Source organism: Aquamicrobium terrae, from assembly GCF_040545735.1.
GTDB classification, from domain to species: Bacteria; Pseudomonadota; Alphaproteobacteria; order Rhizobiales; family Rhizobiaceae; genus Mesorhizobium; species Mesorhizobium terrae_A.
On sequence record NZ_JBEPML010000021.1, the window covers coordinates 73018 to 94220 of the forward strand.

General features: G+C 66.5%; 20 protein-coding genes. 10 read left to right on the forward strand and 10 right to left on the reverse strand.

All coding sequences use genetic code 11. The features are described from left to right. Positions 1 to 29: 29 nt before the first annotated feature. Positions 30 to 491: a MaoC family dehydratase gene (locus tag ABID37_RS22030; protein WP_354198716.1), complete on the forward strand. Its 462-nt coding sequence runs from the start codon at positions 30 to 32 to the stop codon at positions 489 to 491. Continuing rightward, a complete protein-coding gene (locus ABID37_RS22035; protein WP_354198718.1) occupies positions 488 to 967 on the forward strand; it encodes a MaoC family dehydratase in 480 nt (159 codons plus the stop codon). The genes ABID37_RS22030 and ABID37_RS22035 overlap by 4 nt, the downstream gene beginning before the upstream one ends. On the opposite strand, the gene ABID37_RS22040 is transcribed toward ABID37_RS22035, so the two are convergent. From ABID37_RS22040 to ABID37_RS22065, 6 genes are all read right to left on the reverse strand, one after another. Further along, positions 964 to 1509 carry an adenine phosphoribosyltransferase gene (locus ABID37_RS22040; RefSeq protein WP_354198720.1) on the reverse strand — a complete coding sequence of 182 codons (546 nt, stop codon included), beginning with the start codon at positions 1507 to 1509 and terminating at the stop codon, positions 964 to 966. The genes ABID37_RS22035 and ABID37_RS22040 overlap by 4 nt on opposite strands. Positions 1510 to 1607: 98 nt before the next feature. After that, a complete protein-coding gene (locus ABID37_RS22045) occupies positions 1608 to 2465 on the reverse strand; it encodes a cytochrome c1 (protein ID WP_354198722.1) in 858 nt (285 codons plus the stop codon). 29 nt (positions 2466 to 2494) lie between these two features. Continuing rightward, entirely contained in the window at positions 2495 to 3799 is a 1305-nt protein-coding gene (locus tag ABID37_RS22050) for a cytochrome b (RefSeq protein WP_354198724.1), read from the reverse strand. A 16-nt stretch (positions 3800 to 3815) separates the two neighbouring features. Then, complete coding sequence (petA, locus tag ABID37_RS22055; RefSeq protein WP_354198726.1) at positions 3816 to 4379, reverse strand: ubiquinol-cytochrome c reductase iron-sulfur subunit; 564 nt, start codon at positions 4377 to 4379, stop codon at positions 3816 to 3818. A gap of 252 nt (positions 4380 to 4631) precedes the next feature. Then, positions 4632 to 6512 (reverse strand): ABC transporter ATP-binding protein, encoded by a 1881-nt coding sequence (locus ABID37_RS22060; RefSeq protein ID WP_354198728.1) that lies wholly within the window; start codon positions 6510 to 6512, stop codon positions 4632 to 4634. Between the two features lie 58 nt (positions 6513 to 6570). Continuing rightward, a complete protein-coding gene (locus ABID37_RS22065; RefSeq protein ID WP_354198730.1) occupies positions 6571 to 8460 on the reverse strand; it encodes an ABC transporter ATP-binding protein in 1890 nt (629 codons plus the stop codon). Positions 8461 to 8906: 446 nt separating this feature from the next. Between ABID37_RS22065 and ABID37_RS22070 the strand changes: the two genes are divergently transcribed. Beyond that, positions 8907 to 9365, forward strand: coding sequence for a tRNA (cytidine(34)-2'-O)-methyltransferase (locus tag ABID37_RS22070; RefSeq protein ID WP_354198732.1), 459 nt, complete (start codon positions 8907 to 8909; stop codon positions 9363 to 9365). Positions 9366 to 9368: 3 nt separating this feature from the next. Here ABID37_RS22070 and ABID37_RS22075 read toward each other — a convergent pair whose 3' ends face one another. Further along, entirely contained in the window at positions 9369 to 9626 is a 258-nt protein-coding gene (locus ABID37_RS22075; RefSeq protein WP_354198734.1) for a hypothetical protein, read from the reverse strand. 97 nt (positions 9627 to 9723) lie between these two features. On the opposite strand from ABID37_RS22075, the gene hemF reads away from it, so the two are divergent. The 3 genes from hemF (at position 9724) to ABID37_RS22090 (ending at position 11494) form a co-directional block, all read left to right on the forward strand. After that, complete coding sequence (gene hemF / locus ABID37_RS22080) at positions 9724 to 10641, forward strand: oxygen-dependent coproporphyrinogen oxidase (RefSeq protein ID WP_354198736.1); 918 nt, start codon at positions 9724 to 9726, stop codon at positions 10639 to 10641. Positions 10642 to 10906: 265 nt separating this feature from the next. Continuing rightward, positions 10907 to 11164, forward strand: a complete 258-nt coding sequence (locus tag ABID37_RS22085; protein ID WP_354198738.1) for a DUF1344 domain-containing protein — start codon at positions 10907 to 10909, stop codon at positions 11162 to 11164. A gap of 144 nt (positions 11165 to 11308) precedes the next feature. Continuing rightward, on the forward strand, positions 11309 to 11494 hold the full coding sequence (locus tag ABID37_RS22090; protein WP_054310583.1) for a DUF1059 domain-containing protein: 186 nt from the start codon (positions 11309 to 11311) through the stop codon (positions 11492 to 11494). Here ABID37_RS22090 and ABID37_RS22095 read toward each other — a convergent pair. Genes ABID37_RS22095 through ABID37_RS22105 form a run of 3 tightly spaced genes read right to left on the reverse strand, consistent with a single transcriptional unit; the run spans position 11478 to position 14016 of the window. Beyond that, complete coding sequence (locus ABID37_RS22095; RefSeq protein ID WP_354198740.1) at positions 11478 to 12752, reverse strand: CCA tRNA nucleotidyltransferase; 1275 nt, start codon at positions 12750 to 12752, stop codon at positions 11478 to 11480. The two genes, ABID37_RS22090 and ABID37_RS22095, sit on opposite strands and share 17 nt — an antisense overlap. Then, positions 12749 to 13381, reverse strand: a complete 633-nt coding sequence (locus ABID37_RS22100) for a CoA pyrophosphatase (protein WP_354198742.1) — start codon at positions 13379 to 13381, stop codon at positions 12749 to 12751. Before ABID37_RS22100 ends, ABID37_RS22095 begins: the two co-directional genes overlap by 4 nt. 5 nt (positions 13382 to 13386) lie before the next feature. Then, positions 13387 to 14016 carry a DUF1285 domain-containing protein gene (locus ABID37_RS22105; protein WP_354198757.1) on the reverse strand — a complete coding sequence of 210 codons (630 nt, stop codon included), beginning with the start codon at positions 14014 to 14016 and terminating at the stop codon, positions 13387 to 13389. Positions 14017 to 14161: 145 nt separating this feature from the next. Here ABID37_RS22105 and ABID37_RS22110 point away from each other — a divergent pair, with 145 nt between their 5' ends. The 4 genes from ABID37_RS22110 to ABID37_RS22125 are packed head-to-tail and all read left to right on the forward strand — an operon-like array spanning position 14162 to position 21063. Beyond that, positions 14162 to 15166 carry an AAA family ATPase gene (locus tag ABID37_RS22110; protein WP_354198744.1) on the forward strand — a complete coding sequence of 335 codons (1005 nt, stop codon included), beginning with the start codon at positions 14162 to 14164 and terminating at the stop codon, positions 15164 to 15166. Continuing rightward, the gene (locus tag ABID37_RS22115; protein WP_354198745.1) at positions 15166 to 16083 is read left to right on the forward strand and encodes a DUF58 domain-containing protein; all 918 of its coding nucleotides are present in this window, start codon (positions 15166 to 15168) and stop codon (positions 16081 to 16083) included. Before ABID37_RS22110 ends, ABID37_RS22115 begins: the two co-directional genes overlap by 1 nt. 51 nt (positions 16084 to 16134) lie before the next feature. Beyond that, on the forward strand, positions 16135 to 18966 hold the full coding sequence (locus ABID37_RS22120) for a DUF4159 domain-containing protein (RefSeq protein ID WP_354198747.1): 2832 nt from the start codon (positions 16135 to 16137) through the stop codon (positions 18964 to 18966). Between the two features lie 18 nt (positions 18967 to 18984). Then, positions 18985 to 21063: a hypothetical protein gene (locus tag ABID37_RS22125; RefSeq protein ID WP_354198749.1), complete on the forward strand. Its 2079-nt coding sequence runs from the start codon at positions 18985 to 18987 to the stop codon at positions 21061 to 21063. The last annotated feature ends 140 nt before the right edge of the window (positions 21064 to 21203 follow it).

Genomic DNA, 21203 nt, shown 5'->3' on the forward strand with positions numbered 1-21203 from the left:
ATCGTACAAGCTTGAACGGGATTTGGCGGATGGCGGCGAAGAAGTGGGCCTATGAGGATTTCGAGGTGGGCGCCTCGCTCGATCTCGGCTCCAAACTGGTGACGGCCGAGGAGATCGTGGAATTCGCCTCGCAATTCGATCCCCAGCCGATGCATCTGGACGAGGAAGCCGGCAAGGCCAGCGTTCTGGGCGGGCTGGCGGCTTCCGGCTGGCACACCTGCTGCATCTTCATGCGCCTGATGTGCGATGCGTTCCTGCTCGATTCCACCTCGCAGGGCTCACCCGGCATCGATCAGGTCAAATGGAAGAAACCGGTGCTGGCCGGCGACAGGCTGACGGCGCGATCCACCATTCTGGGCAAGCGCCTGTCGTCGTCCCGCCCCGGCCTCGGCTTCGTCTCCATGCGCGCCGAGATGGTCAACCAGCGCGGCGAGAGCGTGTTCGAGCTGGAGAACACCGGCATGTTCCTGAGCCGCGAGGCCGCCCGATGACACTGGACGAATTTCTCGGCATCGGCGTGACGAAGACGATCGGCGCGCACACCTTCCAGGCCGGCGAGATCAAGGCCTTCGCCGCCAAATACGATCCGCAGCCCTTCCATCTCGACGAGGAAGCCGCGCGCCGCAGCGTCCTGGGCGGCCTGTGCGCCTCCGGCTGGCACACCGCCTCCATGTTCATGCGCTTCGACGCGCTCGACCGCATGGCCGCCATGAAGGGCTGGCAGGGCGCCGGTCCGGCACCGGAATTCGGCCCCTCCCCCGGCTTCCGCAATCTGAAATGGCTGAAGCCGGTCTATTCCGGCCAGACCATCACCTTCGCCCGCACCGGGCTTTCGCATCGCCCGCTCGCATCGCGGCCCGGCTGGGTCATGTTCAGCATCAGGGGCGAAGCCTTCGATCCGGGCGGCGACAAGGTGTTCGAATTCGAGAACGCCATGCTCGTGAAAGTCGGCGACCGAAAGGACTAATCGCCCTCAAAGGCGATCAGGGTCCGCACCGATACGCCGAGCGCTTCCAGCTTGCGGCGTCCGCCGAGGTCGGGCAGGTCGATGACGAAACAGGCGGCGACGATATCGGCGCCGATCTGGCGCAGCAGCTTCACTGCCGCCTCCGCCGTGCCGCCGGTGGCGATGAGATCGTCGATGACGATCACCTTTTCGCCCGGCTTCACGCCGTCGCGGTGCATTTCCATCTCGTCAAGGCCGTATTCCAGGCTGTAGGCCACCCGCACGGTCTCATGCGGCAGCTTGCCCTTCTTGCGAATCGGCACGAAGCCGGCGGAAAGCCGGTGCGCCACGGCGCCGCCAAGGATGAAGCCGCGCGCCTCGATCCCCGCGATCTTGTCGATGCCGAGGTCGGCAAACGGCCCCACCAGCCCGTCCACCGCCGTGGCGAATGCATCCGCATCACCCAGAAGCGTGGTGATGTCGCGGAACTGCACGCCGGGCTTCGGATAGTCAGGAATGGTGCGGATGGAAGCGAGCAGCTTGTCGCGGACAGAAGTGTTCATAGGCAGGTTCCCTTGGCGCGCCAGTTTTACGGTACTCGACCCAAAAGAAAAGGGCGCCAGACAGCGCCCTTTTCTTTTCAAGCTATCGGCCTGTGCGGTCAGTGCGGGACGTTGGCCCACACCCTGCGCTTGGTGGCGTACATAAGGCCCGCAAACAGAACCAGGAACACGACCACCCGGAAGCCGGTCTTCTTGCGAGCCTCCAGATGCGGCTCGGCAGCCCACATCAGAAATGCGGACACGTCGCGCGAATACTGGTCGACGGTCTGCGGCGCGCCGTCGTCATAGGTCACCTGATCGTCGGACAGCGGCGGCGCCATGGCCAGCGACTTGCCGCCGATGAAATAGGGGTTGTAGTGCGTGCCTTCGGCGATTTCCATGCCTTCCGGCGGCTCTTCGTCATAGCCGGTCAGCAGCGAGTAGATGTAGTCCGGCCCGTTCTCGGCATACTGCGTGAAGATGTCGAAGATAAAGGTCGGGAAGCCGCGCTCCACGCCGCGCGCCTTGGCGATCAGCGAGAAGTCCGGCGGAGCCGCGCCGCCATTGGCCGCCGCGGCGGCTTGGTGGTTCGGGAACGGCGAGGTGAAATGATCGGACGGAAGGCCGGGACGCTCGAACATGTCGCCGTCGTCGTTGGGGCCGTCCTCGATGGTGTATTCGGCGGCGAAGGCCTTCACCTGCGCCTCGGAGTAGCCGAGGTCTTCCAGCGTGCGGAACGCCACCAGATCCATCGAATGACAGGCCGAGCAGACTTCCTTGTAGACCTTGAGGCCGCGCTGGAGCTGGGCCTTGTCATAGGTGCCGAACGGACCCGCAAAGCTCCAGTCCACATATTTCGGCTTATGGATGGGGAAATGCGTCGGCTCGGCCGCGTTGTGGCCCTCGTCCTGGGCGATGGCGGCGCCAGCAGCCATCACGAAGCCCAGGGCAGCCAGTGAAGCGAGAATCTTCTTCATACCCAAATTCCTCTCGAAAGACTCTTCGCTCAGCCTCGGGTTTCCGGTGACGCGGCCGCGCCCTCGGGATGGACGGCTCCGCCGGCCTTGTTCTTTTCCAGCACCGCCTCGGTGATCGAGTTGGGCAACCGCCTCGGCGTCTCGATGAGGCCCAGCACCGGCATGATGACGAGGAAGAACGCGAAGTAGTAGAGCGTCGCGATCTGCGCCATGATGACGTAGGTGCCCTCCGCCGGACGCGAGCCCAGCCAGCCGAGGAAGATGGAGTTGATGACGAAGATCCAGAAGAACAGCCGGTACCACGGACGGTAGACGGCGGAGCGAACCTTCGAGGTGTCGAGCCACGGCACCACGAACAGGACCGCGATGGCGCCGAACATGGCTAGCACGCCGCCCAGCTTGGAGTTGATCGGCCCGATGTTGAAGGTAATGGCGCGCAGGATGGCGTAGAACGGCAGGAAGTACCATTCGGGAACGATGTGCGCCGGGGTCTTCAGCGGGTCGGCCTGGATGTAATTGTCCGGATGGCCGAGATAGTTCGGCATGTAGAAGATGAAGTAGGCGAAGACGAGCAGGAACACGATCATGCCCAGCGCGTCCTTGATGGTCGCATAGGGCGTGAAGGCCACGGTATCGGTCTTCGACTTCACCTCGATGCCGGTCGGGTTGTTCTGGCCGGTGACGTGCAGCGCCCATACGTGCAGCACGACGACGCCGGCGATCATGAACGGCAGCAGGTAATGCAGCGCGAAGAAGCGGTTCAGCGTCGGGTTGTCGACCGCGAAGCCACCGAGAAGCAGCTCCTGGATCCAGGTGCCGACCACCGGAATGGCGGTGAAGAAGCCAGTGATGACGGTGGCGCCCCAGAAGGACATCTGGCCCCAGGGCAGCACATAGCCCATGAAGCCGGTCGCCATCATCAGCAGGTAGATGATGCAGCCGAGGATCCACAGCAGCTCGCGGGGCGCCTTGTAGGAGCCGTAGTAGAGGCCGCGCATGATGTGGAGATAGACGGCGATGAAGAAGAACGACGCGCCGTTGGAGTGCATGTAGCGCAGCAGCCAGCCGGAGTTGACGTCGCGCATGATCTTCTCGACCGAGCCGAAGGCGATGCTCGTGTCGGAAACGTAGTGCATGGCCAGGACGATGCCGGTCAGGATCTGGGAGACCAGCATGATCGACAGGATGCCGCCGAACGTCCACATGTAGTTCAGGTTGCGCGGCACCGGGTAGGCGATGAAGCTGTCGTAGACCAGCCGCGGCAGCGGCATGCGTTCATCGAACCAGCGACCGATTCCGGTCTTCGGCGTATAGGTGGAGTGTCCCTCGCTCATCGAATTGTCCCCTGCCTCAGCCGATGCGGATCTTGGTGTCGGAAATGAACTCGAAGGTCGGCACCGCCATGTTCTCGGGCGCCGGGCCTTTGCGGATGCGGCCGGCCGTATCGTAGTGCGAGCCGTGGCACGGGCAGAACCAGCCGCCGAAATCGCCCTGCTGGCCGAGCGGGATGCAGCCCAGATGGGTGCAGACGCCGACCATGACCAGCCAGTTCTCCTTGCCCTCGCCGGCCGAGCGATCGACGTCGGTGGCGGGCGCGTCGGAACCGATATTGGCGTTGCGGGCCAGCGGGTCCTTCAGTTCTTCAAGCTTGACCGCCTGCGCGGCCTCGATTTCCTGAGGCGTGCGGTTGCGCACGAACACCGGCTTGCCGCGCCACTTGACGGTCAGCGACATGCCCGGCTCCAGCGCCGCGACGTCCACCTCGACCGACGACAGCGCGCGCGTCGAAGCGTCGGGGCGCATCTGGTCGATGAACGGCCAGGCCACGGCTCCGGCACCAACGACGCCGGCCATGCCGGTGGCGATGTATAGAAAATCTCGACGGGCTGGATTTTCGATATCGGTTGCGCTCACGGGTGACTGATCCTTTCGCCTCATCCGTGCCGAAGATCGAGCCCTGTCCCCGCTCAAACGCCAGCCTTCCACGCATGGCAAAAGGCTAGCGAATTCCTCCGGCATTTGGACTTCGGTTTATGCGCGAAGCCATCACTTGTCCAGACCGCAACATGACAGGAGGGCAGATTGTCGCGCCCGGCGCGAAATGCCGGTTTTTCGGGCTTTCGGCCTGTCCGGGCGAGCATGCGCGGCGCGTTGCCCACACCCTTGTCAGGCCGGGCGCGTCTCTTCGAGCGGACTTTCCTCGTTGAACAGGAAGCCGCCGGATTGCCGCTTCCACAGCCTTGCATAGAGCCCGTCGAGCGCCACCAGCTCGTCATGCGTGCCCTCCTCGACGATGCGGCCACGGTCGAGCACCACCAGCCGGTCGAGCGCGGCGATGGTGGACAGGCGGTGGGCGATGGCGATGACCGTCTTGCCCTCCATCAGCCTGTGGAGATTTTCCTGGATCGCCGCCTCGACATCCGAATCGAGCGCCGAAGTCGCCTCGTCGAGGATGAGAATCGGTGCGTCCTTGAGGAAGACGCGCGAGATCGCCACGCGCTGGCGCTGGCCTCCGGAAAGCTTGACCCCGCGTTCGCCGACGAAGGCGTCGTAGCCGTGGCGGCCCTTGTTGTCCTGCAAGGCGAGGATGAATTCATGCGCCTCGGCCTTCTTCGCCGCCGCGATCACCTCGGCATCGGTCGCGTCCGGCGCGCCGAGCCTGATATTGTCGCGCAGCGAGCGGTGGAACAGCGCCGTCTCCTGGCTGACCACGCCGATATTGGCGCGCAGCGAGTTCTGCGTGACCGCCGCGATATCCTGGCCGTCGATGGCGATCCTGCCGCCCTCGGTGTCGTAGAGGCGCAGGATGAGGTTGACGAGCGTGGTCTTGCCCGCCCCCGAGGGGCCGACCAATCCGACCTTCTCGCCCGGCCGCACGACGAGGTCGATGCCGTCCAGAACGCCTTGCCCCTTGCCGTAGTGGAAGGTGAGGTCCTTCACGTCGATCCGGCCGCCGGCCACGACAAGCTCCTTCGCATCGGGCGCATCGACCAGCCCGAGCGGCTGCGAGATCAGCGCCTTGGAATTTTCCAGCACGCCGAGATTCCGCAGGATGCCGTTGAGCTGCATCATCAGCCGCCCGAGCAGCATGTTGAGGCGCAGCACCAGCGACAGGGTGAAGGCGACCGCACCGACGGTGATGGCGCCCTCCACCCACAGATAGATGGCAAAGCAGGCGATCAGCGTGATCATCACACCAGACAGCAGCGTCAGCGCCATGCGCACGCCGGTGAGCCGACGCGTGAACGGCCGCAACGCGCCGAGATAGATGTCGAAGCCGCTGCGCAGATAGCGGTCGTCGCCGTCGGCGGCGAACAGCTTCAGCGTCTGCACATTGGAATAGGAATCGACGATGCGGCCGTTGATCATCGAACCCGCCTCGGCCGTGGCCTCCGCGTGCTTGCGGATTTCCGGCAGGTAGGTGCGCGCCAGCCAGCCGAAGGCGACGATCCACACCATCACCAGCGCCGCCAGCCGCCAGTCGAGCCCGGCGACCAGCGCCAGCGTGGTGACGGTGTAGACGATCATGAACCACACGACCTCGATGAAGCTTTCCATGAGGTCGCCGGTCGCCTGCCCCGCCTGCCACACCTTGGTGGCGATGCGGCCGGCGAAATCGTTCTGGAAGAAGGAATAGGACTGGCGCGAGACATGCCGGTGCGCCTGCCAGCGCACCAGATTGTAGAAGCCGGGCGTGATGGTCTGCTCGTCGAGCAGCGCCGACAGGCCCACCACAAGGGTGCGGATGACCAGCACCACGACGACCATGAACACAAGTTCCCAGCCGGCCGCGTCCCACAGCACCGCCCAGCTCCGCTCCGCCGGAAGCTGGTCGAGTATGTCGACCAGCCGCCCGACGAAGTAGAACAGGCCCGCTTCCACCAGGGGTGCCACGCCGCCGATGACCAGCATGGCGAAGAAGGCGAATTTCGCCTGCCCGACATAGTGCCAGAGGAAGCCGCCGACGGTGGCCGGCGGCCGCAGGCTGCCGGGTTCGCGGAAGGGATCGACCCTCGCCTCGAACCAGTTGTAGATGGCCTTCATCATCGCGGGCACCCCGCCGGGTCAGCGCTGGGAAATTGCCGTTCGGCGGGGCAGGTGTCGATCATTCGGCCGGCTCTTCTCCAAGTTCGAGCTTCATGCGGGCGGCAGGCTCGTGCTGACCGTCGTCATCGATCAGGAAACCGCCGGACTGGCGCTGCCAGAGCTGGGCGTAGAGGCCGCCCCGCCCGATCAGCTCGTCATGCGTGCCTTCTTCGATGACGCGGCCCTTGTCCATGACGACCAGCCGGTCCATCGCCGCGATGGTCGAAAGCCGGTGGGCGATGGCAATGACGGTCTTGCCCTGCATGAGCCTGTAGAGGTTCTCCTGAATGGCGGCCTCGACCTCCGAGTCGAGCGCGGAGGTTGCCTCGTCGAGGATGAGAATCGGTGCGTCCTTCAGCATAACACGCGCGATGGCGATGCGTTGCCTCTGGCCGCCCGAAAGCTTCACGCCCCGTTCGCCGACATGGGCGTCCAAGCCCTTGCGGCCCTTGGCGTCGCCAAGCCCGGCGATGAAGTCGAGCGCCTCGGCCCGCCGCGCCGCCTCGATCACCATCTCCTCGGTCGCATCGGGACGGCCGTAGAGGATGTTGTCGCGCACCGAGCGGTGCAGCAGCGAGGTGTCCTGCGTGACCATGCCGATGTGGGCGCGCAGCGAATCCTGGGTGACGGCGGCGATGTCCTGCCCGTCGATCAGGATGCGCCCGCGCTCGAGGTCGTAGAAGCGCAGCAGCAGGTTGACCAGCGTCGACTTGCCCGCGCCCGAGCGGCCGACGATGCCCACCTTCTCGCCCGGCTTCACGGTCAGCGACAGGTGCTCGATGATGCCCTTCTTCTTGCCGTAGTGGAAACCGATGTCGTCGAAGCGGATCGCGCCCTTGTCGACCACCAGCTCCTTCGCCCCCGGCTTGTCCTCGACCAGGCGCGGCATGGAGATCGAGCCGATGCCGTCCTGCACCGTGCCGATGTTCTCGAACAGGCCCGATACTTCCCACATGATCCACTGCGACATGCCCCACAGCCGCAGCACCAGGCCGATGACGACCGCGACGGCGCCGATCGACACCTGCTGGCCCAGCCACAGCCAGATCGACAGGCCGGCGACGGACGCCAGGAGCAGCGAGTTCAACAGATAGAGCACGCCATAGAGGCTGGTGACCAGCCGCATGGAGCGATAGACCGTGTCGAGGAACAGGGCCATGCTTTCGCGCGCATAGCTCGCCTCGCGCCGCGCATGCGAGAACAGCTTGACCGTCTGGATGTTGGTGTAGCTGTCGACGATGCGGCCCGTCATCAAAGAGCGCGCGTCGGCCTGCTCCTGGCCGACTTTGCCGAGCCGCGGCACGAAATAGCGCAGAAGCAGCAGATAGCCGGCCAGCCACACCAGAAGCGGGGCGGCCAGCCGCCAGTCGGCCGAGCCGACGATGACCAGCACGCCGATGAAATAGACGACGACATAGTTGAGCACGTCGACCAGCTTGATGACGCAGTCGCGCACGGCCAGCGCCGTCTGCATCAGCTTGGTGGCGATGCGGCCGGCGAACTCGTCCTGATAGAAAGTCATCGACTGCTTGAGCAGGTAGCGGTGCACCTGCCAGCGGATGCGCATCGGATGATTGCCCATCAGCGTCTGCGTATGGATCAGCGACTGGAACCACACGGTCGCGGGCAACACCACCAGCACGACCAGCGCCATGCCGGCCAGCTTCCAGCCTTCCGTTTGCAGGAAGGTCTCGCGGTCGTGCGCCGACAGCCAGTCGACGATCGAGCCGAGGAACTGGAACATCCACACCTCGGTGATGGCGATGGCCGCGATCAGCACCGCGTCGAGGGCGATATAGGGCCACGCACCGCGCGTGTAGTGCACGCAGAAGGCGACCAGGGATTTCGGCGGCTCCACCGGCTCCTCGGCCGGGAACGGATTGAGCCTGTTTTCAAACCAGCGAAACATCTTTGCTCTCTTGCGTTCAAATTTCGATGCCCGCAGAACGGCGCGGGAGCGCCGGGAGCGCAGCCGCGGATGCGGCCGCATGCGGGGAATATAGGTCCGCCTGGCAGAACGCCCATGGAAGGGCGTTGAACGAGGCGGAGGCTTGAAGATCTGATTGGCGGGACAAGTCGGGATTCCTGCTCGAAACCGGGAAAGGTTCAGGCGGGAATCGAATCGAACGTGCTTGCTAGGTCAGATGACGTCGAACCGACTGCCGCCGTCAGGCGATTGGCCGGAGGCGATGGATGATTGCGTACATCAGTATCTGCATACCCGCCTCCTTCGGTTCGAGTTGACAATGGCGCTCCTATATACCCATTCGCACCCCGTGGCCAGACGACAGGCGCGCCGACCGATGATGCCAGCACCACCTGTGGCCGAATTGCAACTTGGAATAGAGCAAGCTTTTGGAAACCCGTCCGCGCATCGCCCTCTACCAGCCGGACATCGCCGGCAACACCGGCACCATATTGCGGCTCGCCGCCTGCCTTGGGCTTGGCGTCGACATCATCGAGCCGGCGGGATTCGACCTCTCCGACCGGGCGCTGAAGCGCGCCGGCATGGATTACCTGGAAATGGCGGCGCTGACCCGCCATGTCGACTGGAAGGCGTTCGAGGAAGCGCGGCAAGGCAAGGGGCATCGCCTCATTCTGCTCTCGACCAGGGCGGCGACCGCCTACACCGATTTCGCCTTTGCGCCGACCGACATCCTGCTGTTCGGACGCGAATCGGCTGGCGTTCCCGACCATGTGCATGCGGCGGCGGATGCGCGCCTGCTCATTCCCATGGTCGAAGGGGCGCGCAGCATCAACATCGCCCTGTCGGCCGCGATGGTGGCCGGCGAGGCGCTCAGGCAGTTGCGGTGAGGGTCAGTCCGCCGCCGGCAGCCGGCGGATGGTGAACTCGATGATGTCGCCCGGCCTCTCGAACCAGCTTTCGATCTCGGTCCAGTAGGCCTGCTTCGGCCAGCGCTGGAACCATTCCTGCGCCTTGGCGCGCGCCTCGGGACGGGACAGGACGAAGGTTTCCCTGAGGAAGCCGTCGCGCGACCTGCTGCCGCGCTCCGTCCGGCTGCGTTCCAGCCGTTTCCTGAGGCCATCCAGCGGCGGTCTTGCGGGCGTGCGCAAAAAAGCCTCCTTGACGCTTGCCTCACAGAGATTAGGGATCACGGCCGCAAAAGACGAGTCATTTTACGGGCCGCGGGGCCCGCAAGCGGAGACGCCAGTGCAGCAACGACCCGAGATCCCGGCAGGACTGCCTGCCGACATCGAAGAAAAGAAGCAGACGGCGAGGATCTGGTTCGAGGAATTGCGCGACCGCATCTGCACGGCCTTCGAAGGGCTGGAGGACGAACTGTCCGGCCCGCAATCCACCTGGACGCCCGGCCGCTTCGAGCGCAGCCCGTGGGAACGTGACGAAGGCCGCGGCGGCGGCGGCGTCATGTCGATCATGAAGGGCCGGCTGTTCGAGAAAGTGGGCGTGCACACCTCGACCGTGCATGGCGAATTCTCGCCGGAGTTCCGCAGCCAGATTCCGGGCGCGGACGAAGACCCGAGCTTCTGGGCGAGCGGCATCTCGCTGATCGCGCATCCGTGGAACCCCAACGTGCCGACCGTGCACATGAACACGCGCATGGTCGTCACCTCGCGGCAATGGTTCGGCGGCGGCGCCGATCTCACGCCGGTGCTCGACCGGCGCCGCAGCCAGGAGGACGCCGATACGGTGGCCTTCCACCGTGCCATGCAGTTCGCCTGCGACAAGCATGCCGGCGTCGCCGACTATCCGCGCTACAAGGACTGGTGCGACGAGTATTTCTTCCTCCCTCACCGCAACGAGCCGCGCGGCATCGGCGGCATCTTCTTCGACTGGCTGCATTCGGGCGAGGACAAGGGCGGCTGGAAGTCTGATTTCGCCTTCGTGCAGGATGTCGGCCGCGCCTTCCTCGTCGCCTACCAGCACATCGTGCGCAAGAACTTCAACGACGGCTGGAGCGAGCAGGACCGCGAGGAACAGCTCGTGCGCCGCGGCCGCTACGCCGAGTTCAACCTGCTCTACGACCGCGGCACCGTGTTCGGGCTCAAGACCGGCGGCAACGTCAATTCCATCCTGTCCAGCCTGCCGCCGGAAGCGAAATGGCCTTGACGGTCCTGCGTTAAAAATTTCCGTGAACGGACCGGCCGCCACAATCCATGTCCAGATTGCGGAATCGGACATGGATTGTGGCCATCCCGGCGCTCCGGATTTTCTTTTTCGTCTAATATCCTCCTGAAAAAACAGCGATATGTTGCGTGACGGACCGGGAAACGCCGGCGGTTCGTCAAGCCTCGGACCGCGACCCGACGTGTCCGGACGGTCCGCCCAAGCGGGCTCCAACGACCGGGCGCCCGCATTCTCAGGAGAGCCTGCCATGCGCAAGCTTGTTGTTACGACCGTTGCGGCCATCCTCCTCGCCAGCGGTCCCATGGCATTCGCAGCACCCCACCAGACCACCGGCAGCATCAAGCAATTCACCGCCGGCAAAAGCCTCGTCCTTCAGGACGGCTCGACCTTCCAGTTGGCGAAGACCTTCAAGGACCCCGGCCTCAAGGTCGGCGAGAAAGTCTCCGTGACCTGGGACATGAGTGGCAAGAACAAGATCGCCGAATCCGTCACGGTCACGAAATAGGCTGACTTTCCAGACACTTGCCGGGTGGGGCCTCATGCTCCGCCCGGACACGCACGGCGCCGCGGATCAAATTTGAACACGAAAGGGATCGAACCGCGCCCTGATGTGTTATTGTTGCCCGACAGACAGGTAAAGGAGGAACCGATGAAGGAATTTCATTGCGGATCGCTCGTCCCCGGTTGCGAGTGGCACACCCGCGCCGAGGAGGAAGCGGAAGTCATGCGCCGTGCCGTCGAGCATATGCGCGAGACCCATGGCGAAACCATCATCCGCGAAACGATGATCGAGGCCATCCGCTCGCGCATCGACAAGGTCAGAGACGCGGCCTGACCTCGCCGGCCGCGCGCTCCAGAAGCGCGTCGCGCCCGAGCGCGAAACCGCTCGCGATCCAGTCCTGCTCGAGGCGCTTGAGCAGGGCACCGAGTTCCGGCCCGGGCGCAGCGCCGAGGCCCTTCAGATCCGATCCCTTGAGCGGAAATTCCGGCTTCCGCCATTTCAGCGCGAAGCCGAGCTGGCGGGCAAAATTGCCGGCCTCCACCAGCGCCTTGTCATCTTCCGCCGCCCGCGCCCGCGCGCCCGACAGGGCGAGGCGAAGCCGATCCGTGATGGCCTGCGCCTCGCCGGCATAGAGCTGGCGGGCAAGTGCCCCCTCGCCCGTATCGGGCCTGGCGACGGGCGCCAGAGCCCACTGCACCAGACGGTCTGCCTCCGTCCGCGACATGCGCATGCGCTTGGCCAGTTCCTTCATGCGCACGGCATCCGGCGGCAGGATCGCCTCCAGCCGCAGCATGGCGTCGGCCGGCCAACCGAGATCGGCTTCGGCGCGCACCAGCGCATGGATCGCATCGACTCCCCATTTCTCGCTTTCGGGCAGGATGCGCGACAGCACGCCGGCCTGCCGCATCCACAGCAGGGCGCGCGACGGATCGGGGGCCGAGAGCAGCTTCTTCAGTTCCGCCCAGACCCGTTCGGCCGATAGCCGGTCGAGCCCTTCCTTCAGCCGCGCGCAAGCCTTCAGGCCCTCGCCGTCCGGCCGCCCATGGCCATACCAGGCGAAGAAGCGGAAGAAGCGCAATATGCGCAGATAGTCCTCACGGATGCGGGCCTCGGCATCGCCGATGAAACGCAGCCGCCGCGCCTCGATATCGGCCAGCCCGCCGACCAGATCGACGACCGTGCCGTCAGCCTCGGCATAGAGCGCGTTGATGGTGAAGTCGCGCCGCTCCGCGTCCGCCTTCCAGTCGCGCCCGAAGGCGACGCGCGCATGGCGGCCGTCGGTTTCGATGTCGGCGCGCAGCGTCGTCACCTCGAACGGCCGCCCCCCGGCGACGATGGTGACCGTGCCGTGGTCAAGACCGGTCGGCACCGCCTTGAAGCCGGCCGCCTCGGCCCGGCGCATGGTCTCGCGCGGCGGGTTGGTGGTGGCGATGTCCACATCCGCCACCGGCTGGCCGAGAAGCGCGTTGCGCACCGCGCCGCCGGCGATGCGGGCCTGTTCGTCCCCCTCGCCGAGCACCGCCAGCAGCCGCTGCAGATGCTCGTCGGCCAGCCAGTCGCCGCGCCCGGCAATGCTTACCGTCCCGCTCACGCATAGAGCCTTTCGTAAAGGGTGCGGATGATGCCGGCGGTGACGCCCCAGATGCGCTGGCCGCCATAGGGCATTTCGTAGAACACCCATTCGAGATCGTTCCACATGCGGCTGCCCTGCCGGTGATTGACCGGGTCCATGAGGAAGCGCAGCGGCACCTCGAAGGCGGCATCGACCTCATCCGGGTTGAGGGTGAGGTGGAAGCCGGGCTTCACCACCGAAAGCACCGGCGCGATGCGGTAGCCCGTGCCGGAAACATAGTCCGGCATGCGCCCCACCACATCGATGAACCTGTCCGGCAGGCCGATCTCCTCCTGCGTCTCGCGCAGCGCCGCATATTCCGGCGTCGGGTCGGTGGCATCGATGCGCCCGCCCGGAAAGGCTACCTGGCCGGTATGGTTGCGCAGGGTTTCCGAACGCTTTGTCAGCAGAACCGTGGCCTCGTCGCCATGGTCGACCACCGGGATCAGCACGGCGGCGGGACGCAGCCGCACGCCGTTGAGCTTCAGGCGCGGATGATCCGGATTGAAGCGATGGTCGCCATAGTCCGGCTCGGCCACACCGGCAGGCGTCTGCCTGCGCGCCCGCCTGCGAAACGCCTCGGCCGAAAAGGGAGGGATCGTGGTCATGGCGGTCATCGGCTCAGCCGCGTCAATTGTTCGAGTGGCATGATCGGGTAGATTTCGCCATGCGAGCGCAGCGCGAACATCGGCCCCTGCGGCGTCTCGAGCTCCTCGCCATGCTCGACGAGCTGATACATCACCGGGCGCGACACCAGCGCCTCCAGCCGCCCGCGCACCAGCACATAGGGCTTGAGCCCGCCTGTGCCGTCCTCCTCCACGAACCGCATGGGGTGATCGGGACCCGCCTCGACCACATCGCCGACATTGGTGCGGAAGGTGACAACCTGCCGGCCGGCCTGCTTCGAGACATCCGCCTCGACGGCCACGAACGGCGCGTCGACGACCCGGATGCCGACCTTCTCCACCGGCGTCACCAGATAGGTGCGGCCGTCCGCGTCCTTGCGCAGCACCGTCGAGAACAGTTGCACCAGCGCCGGCCGGCCGATCGGCGTGCCGAGATAGAACCAGGTGCCGTCGGCGCGGATCTCCATGTCGAGGTCGCCGCAGAAGTCCGGATTCCACCGTTCCACCGGCGGCAGCCCTTTGCCGGCGCGGGCGGCGCGCGCGATCAGCGCCTCCAGTCCACCGGTATCCGCGGCGGCGGCGAGGCCTTGCTGTCGATCTGGCTTGCTTTCGGTCATGGTCACGAAATAGTCACTGTTGTCGCGCTTGTCAGCCTTGGCCTGTGATTTAGACTCCTTAAGTCTTTATGCAATGCCGCGAGTCGCGGCATTGCGGCAGGAAACCGCCGCTACATAAGGCCCGGACAAGAAGGATCGAGGCACCATGAGCGTCATCGTCACCGAAAGCCCGATCACCGAAAAGGACATGATCGCCCAGGCCGAAAAGGCGCTGGCCGATATTTCGCGGGTGCGTGAGGGCGTCGGCAAGGTGATCTTCGGCCAGGAAAGCGTGGTCGAGCGCACCCTGGTGGCGCTTCTGGCCGGTGGCCACGCGTTGCTGGTCGGCGTGCCGGGTCTGGCCAAGACCAAGCTGGTCGAGACGCTGGGCACCGTGCTCGGCCTCGACGCGCGCCGCATCCAGTTCACGCCGGACCTGATGCCTTCCGACATATTGGGCTCCGAGGTGATGGAGCAGGACGAGAACGGCCGCCGCTCCTTCCGCTTCATTCCCGGCCCCATCTTCGCGCAATTGCTGATGGCCGACGAGATCAACCGCGCCTCGCCGCGCACGCAGTCGGCTCTCCTGCAATCCATGCAGGAATACCACGTCACCGTGGCCGGCCAGCGCTTCGACCTGCCGGCGCCTTTCCATGTGCTGGCGACGCAGAACCCGCTGGAGCAGGAAGGCACCTATCCCCTGCCCGAAGCCCAGCTCGACCGCTTCCTGATGCAGATCGACATCCTCTACCCCGATCTGGACGCGGAACGGCGCATCCTGCTGGAGACGACCGGCACCGCCGAGGCCCGGGCCACGAACGCCATCGGGCCGGAACGCCTGAAGGAGATCCAGACCCTCATCCGCCGCATGCCGGTGCCCGAAAGCGTGGTCGAGGCGATCCTCAAGCTGGTGCGCTCGGCCCGCCCCGGCCAGGGCGTGACCGAAACCGACCGCGATGTCGCCTGGGGCCCCGGCCCGCGCGCCAGCCAGGCGCTGACGCTGTGCGCCCGCGCCCGCGCCCTCTATGACGGCCGCCTCGCCCCTTCCGTCGACGACGTGAAGGCACTGGCCGAGCCTGTCCTGCAACATCGCATGGCGCTGACCTTCTCTGCCCGCGCCGAGGGCATGAGCGTGCGCGATGTCGTGGCGAGGCTTGCAAAGGCGATCTGATGCCCAGGATCGGCGAGCTCCAGGCACCTGCCGAAGCGCGCGAGGCGCTGGCAAGGGCACGCCAGCGCGTGGCCCTGGTGCCGGACCTGCTCATCGAGGCCCGGCGCATCGTCAACACGGTGACCGCCGGCTGGCACGGCCGCCGCAAGCGCGGCATCGGCGAGAATTTCTGGCAGTTCCGGCCCTATGTGGACGGCGAATCCGTCAGCCGCATCGACTGGCGCCGCTCCGCCCGCGACGATCACACCTATATCCGCGACCGGGAGTGGGAAGCCGCGCATACGGTGTGGTTGTGGGCGGACATGTCCGGCTCCATGCTCTACAAGTCGACGCTCGCCAGCGTCTCCAAGCAGGCGCGCGCGCTGGTGCTGGCACTGGCGGCGGCGGAACTTCTGTCGCGCAGCGGCGAGCGCATCGGCTGGCTGGGCCTGACCGACCCGTTCAGCGCCCGCAACGGCGCCGAGCGCATCGCCTCCCAGCTCGCACACGCGTCCGCCCTGCCGGACAGGCCCGACCTTTCCGGCATCCGCCGCTTCTGCGACGTGGTGCTGATCGGCGATTTCCTCGATCCGGTGGAAGAAACGCTCGCCTGGCTGGACGTTCTGGCCCGCAACGGCGTGCGCGCCCATCTGATCGAGGTGGCCGACCCGGCCGAGGAAACCTTCCCCTATGCGGGCCGCACCGAATTCACCGATCCCGAAAGCGGCGACAGGCTGACCGCCGGCCGCGCCGAGATGCTGGCCGCCGACTACCGCCACCTTTACGTGGCCCGGCGCGAAGAGCTTGCCGCCCACGCCAAGCGCCACGACTGGAGCTTCACCGTCAACCATACCGACCGCCCCGCCTCCGAGGCGCTGGTGCGCCTGCATGCGGCCCTCAGCACGGCGGGCGGCTATCCAATGGGGGCGCGAATCTGAGATGCAGCGCGTGAAGAACTCCCGGGAGCGCCAGACATCAAGGAGGACGGCATGAGCTGGCTGCCGCTCTCCTTCGGCGCACCGATGGTGCTGTTCGGGTTGCTGGCCCTGCCGGTGATCTGGTGGCTGCTGCGTTTCACGCCGCCCAAGCCGCAGACGGAACTGTTCCCGCCGCTGAAAATCCTCGCCCGCGTCCTCAAGCGCGAGGAAACGCCGCAGCAAAGCCCGTGGTGGCTGACGCTGCTGCGCCTGCTGATGGCCGCGCTCGTCATCATGGCGCTGGCCGAACCGGTGCTGAACCCGCGCGAGAAGGTGGCGACGGGCGGGGCCGGCCTCGCGCTGGTCATCGACAATGGCTGGGCCTCCGCGCCGGACTGGGACAAGCGCGTCGCCACCGCGCAGCGCCTGATCGCCGATGCCGGCGCCTCCGACCTGCCCGTGGTCATCGCCTTCACCGCCGAGAAGCCCAATGCCGATATCGGCCCGTTCGACGCCAACGGCGCGCTGGACCGACTGCGCGCGACCACGCCGCGGCCGATCCCGACCGACCGGCAGGCGGTCTATGCCCGTGTCGCCGAGACTTTGGCCTCGATGCCAGACGCCAGCATCGCCGTGTTGAGCGACGGGCTGGAAGCGCCGGGCGACGACCAGGCCTTCCAGGCGCTGCTCGAACGCGGCGCGGCAAACCTCGTCTGGGCCGCGCCCGACCGCATCGCGCCGGTGGCGCTGACCGCTTCGGAAAACGAGGTGGACGGCTTTTCGCTGACGGCGATCCGCGCGCCCGGCAATGCCGGTCCGGCCCGGCTCACGGCCGGTGCGTTCGACGACAAGGGCCGGCGCATCGCCGACGCCGCGCTGACCTTCAATGCCGGCGAGAGCACGGCGACGGCCACGATGACGGTGCCGTTCGAACTGCGCAACGATTTCGCCTCCATCGCGCTCGACGGCGAGCTTCACGCCGGTGCGGTGCGGGTGCTGGACGAAAGCTCCAAGCGCCGCCGCGTCGGGCTGATCTCGCAGGCCGAGGCCGACCAGGCGCAGCCGCTGCTGTCGCCGCTCTACTACATCCGCCGCGCGCTCTCGCCCTTCGCCGACCTGATCGAGCCCTCCAACCCCGATCTTGCCGAGGCCATTCCGCAAATCCTCGACCAGAAGCCGGCCATGATCGTCATGTCCGACGTCGGCACCATGCCCGAGCAGGCGCAGCAGAGGCTCACCGATTGGGTCGAGGGCGGCGGCACGCTGGTGCGCTTCGCCGGCCCGCGCCTTGCCAATGCCGGCAATGACGACCTTTTGCCGGTGCGGTTGCGCAGCGGCGAGCGCAGCTTCGGCGGCGCGCTGTCCTGGACCACGCCGCAGGCGGTGGCGGATTTCCCCGCCTCCGGCCCCTTCGCCGACCTCACCCCGCCGCGCGAGGTGACGGTGAGCCGGCAGGTGCTGGCCGAGCCCTCGCCCGACATCGTGGACCGCACCTGGGCCGGCCTTTCCGACGGCACGCCGCTGGTGACCGGCGCCAAGCGGGGCAAGGGCTCAATCGTGCTGTTCCACATCGCCCCGACGGCGACATGGTCCAACCTGCCGATTTCCGGCAGCTTCGTGGAAATGCTGCAACGCGTGGTGCAGTTGTCGCGCAACCAGGGCAATGTCGAGGCCTCCGCCGACACCACGGCCGCAGCGCTCGCCCCCTATCGCATGATCGCCGCCGACGGCGCGCTGGTGCCGCCCTCGCCCGAGGCGCGGCCGCTGACGCCGGGCGCCCGCAATGCAGTGACGATGGAAAATCCGCCCGGCCTCTACGGTTCGGAAGCTGGTGTGCTGGCCCACAACCTGCTTTCCTCCGAAAGCCGGCTTGCGCCGATCCAGCCCCCGCAGGCGCAGGTGCCGGTGACGCAGATCAGCTATGCCTTCGATGAATCGAGCCCGCTCAAGGGCCCGCTCATCGCCGCCGCGTTGGCGCTGATGGCGCTCGACACGCTGGCCGTGTTCTGGATGGGTGGCGTCATGGCCCGCCGGTCGCGCGGCGGCAGCAACGCCGCCACCGCCGCCTCCATGTTCGTCCTGTTCGCCCTGCCCGTGCTGCTTGCCGGCAATGCCTTGGCGCAGGATGCCAACCCGGACGATGCCAGGCCCGACGACGCCATTTCCATCGAGGCCGTGTCCACGACCCGGCTCGCCTATGTGATCACAGGCGTTTCCAGCGTCGATGCGGTCAGCCGCGCCGGCCTCCAGGGCCTGACCCGCTTCCTCGTCGACAAGACCGCGCTGGAGCCCGGGGAGCCGGCCGGCGTCGACATCGCCAAGGACGAACTGGCCTTCTACCCGCTGATCTACTGGCCGATCGACCCCGCCGGCCCGATGCCGGTCGAGGCCGCCATCGCCCGCATCGACGCCTATATGCGCCAGGGCGGCACGGTCCTGTTCGACACGCGCGACCAGTATTCCAGCGGCTTCGGGGAAGGTTCGGCCAGTCCCGCCACCCAGCGCCTGCGCGACATTCTCGGCAATCTCAACGTGCCGCCGCTCGAGCCCGTGCCGGCCGACCATGTGCTGACCAAGTCGTTCTACATGCTTCCCGAGTTTCCCGGCCGCTTCAACGGCAGCCCGATGTGGGTGGAAGCCTCGCTCGACGCCTCCAACACCGACAACCGGCCGGTGCGCACCGGCGACGGCGTGTCGCCGATCCTGATCACCGCCAACGACCTCGCCGGCGCATGGGCCATCGACGCCGATGGCGGCCCGCTGCTGCCGACCGTGCCGCCGGACCCGATGCAGCGCATCTACGCGCTGCGGGGCGGCGTCAACATCATGATGTACATGCTGACCGGCAACTACAAATCCGATCAGGTGCATGTGCCGATCCTGCTCGAACGGCTGGGCCAGTAGGATTGGAGCGGTGATGTCATGAACAACTGGTCGCTGTCCTTCGAACCGCTGCTCTCCCTGCCCATGCTCGTGGCGGTGCTGATCCCGCTGGCGCTGCTAGCGCTGGCCGGCCTGTGGATGCGCCGTCGCGGCGCCGTCCTGCGGCTCGCGGCGCTGGCGGCGCTTGCCGCCGCCCTCCTCAACCCCGTCCTGCTCGACGAGGAGCGCGATCCCCTGCAAAGCGTCGTCGCCCTCGTGGTGGACCGCAGCCAGAGCCAGTCGATCGGCGAGCGCGAGCAGCAGACCGACGCCGCGCTGGCCGGCATGAAGGAGCGCCTCGCCCGCTTCGGCCAGTTCGACGTGCGCGTGGTCGAGACCGGCCGCAACGATGCCGCTGCCGGCGACCGCACCGAAACGCGCCTGTTCTCGGCGCTGCAAGGTGCCTTCCGCGACGTTCCGAACTCCCGCATCGCCGGCGCGGTGATGATCACCGACGGGCAGGTGCATGACGTGCCCGCCACCGCGCCCGAGTTCGGGGCGCCGCTTCATGCGCTCGTCACCGGCCATGAGGGCGAGAAGGACCGCCGCGTCCGCTTCGAGAAGGCGCCCCGCTTCGGCCTCGTCGACAAGCCGCTCGACATGACCTACCGCGTCATCGCGACCGACGGGCAAACGGGGTCGGTCGATGTGCGCATCGCCGTCAATGGCGAGACCGTGGGCACGCAGCAGGCGCTGATCGGCCAGGAAATGCCGCTCGAGATCATCGTGCCCAATGCCGGGCGCAACATCGTCGAACTGTCCATTCCCACCGAGGAAGGCGAACTCACCGACACCAACAACCGCGCCATCGCGCTGGTCGACGGCATCCGCGAGAATTTGCGCGTGCTGCTGGTCTCGGGCGAGCCCCATGCCGGCGAGCGCACCTGGCGCAACCTGCTGAAGTCCGACGCCTCGGTCGACCTCGTCCACTTCACCATCCTGCGCCCGCCGGAAAAGCAGGATTCGACACCTATTCACGAGCTTTCGCTGATCGCCTTCCCCACCCGCGAACTGTTCGTGGAGAAGATCAACGAGTTCGACCTGATCATCTTCGACCGCTACCAGCACCGCGACGTGCTGCCGATCCTGTATTACGACTACATCGCCGAATATGTGGAAAAGGGCGGCGCCCTGCTGATCGCCGCCGGTCCCGAATATGCCGGCTACAGCACCATCGCCAACACGCCGCTGATGTCCGCCCTGCCGGCCATGCCCACCGGCGAGGTGATCGACAAGGCCTTCTATCCGCGCCTGACCGAGCTTGGCCAGCGCCACCCGGTGACCCGCGGCCTCGACGGTTCGGCCAGCGAGCCGCCGCGCTGGGGCCGGTGGTTCCGCACGGTACGCATCGAGGACCCGCAAGGCGAGGTGGTGATGAAGGGTGCCGACGAGCAGCCCCTGCTTCTGCTCGACCGCAAGGGCGAAGGCCGGGTCGGCATGCTGCTGTCCGACCAGGGCTGGCTGTGGGCGCGCGGCTACGAGGGCGGCGGCCCGCATGTGCAGCTCTATCGCAGGCTGGCCCACTGGCTGATGAAGGAACCGGAGCTGGAGGAGGAGCGGCTGACCGCCGACGGACGCGGCATGGCGCTCGACATCCGCCGCCAGACGATGAGCGAGGACCCCGGCCCCGCGGAAGTCACCACGCCATCGGGCAAGAAGGTGCAGGTGCGGCTTGCGCAATCCGAGCCCGGCATCTTCACCGGCAGCATCGAGACCGACGAGATCGGCCTCTACCAAATCACCAATGGCGAGTTGTCCACGCTTGCCCATGTCGGCCCGGTGAACGCCCCGGAATTCGCCGACGTGGTTTCGACCACCGACAAGCTGAAACCGGCGGCCGAGGCGGTTGGCGGCAGCGTGCGCCGGCTGGCCGGCTCCGACCCGGGCGGCGTCAACCTGCCCTCGGTCGTGCCGGTGCGCGCATCGGGAGAAGCCTCCGGCGGCGACTGGATCGGCCTGCGCAACACCGAGGACAGCGTGCTGAAATCGGTCAGCAGCGTGCCCCTGTTCGGCGGCTTCCTCGGCCTCGGCCTGCTCCTGCTGGCGCTGGGCGGCATGTGGTACCGCGAAGGGCGGTAGGCAAAAACGGCTTCCATCCCCTCTTTCGTCATGCTTGCCAAGCCGCGGAATGGATCCCGGACAGCCTGCCTTCGCTTCGCTGCGGCAGACTTCCGGGATGTTTGATCGATATGGGGTAGGTTGAGCAGCGAGGCTGCGGG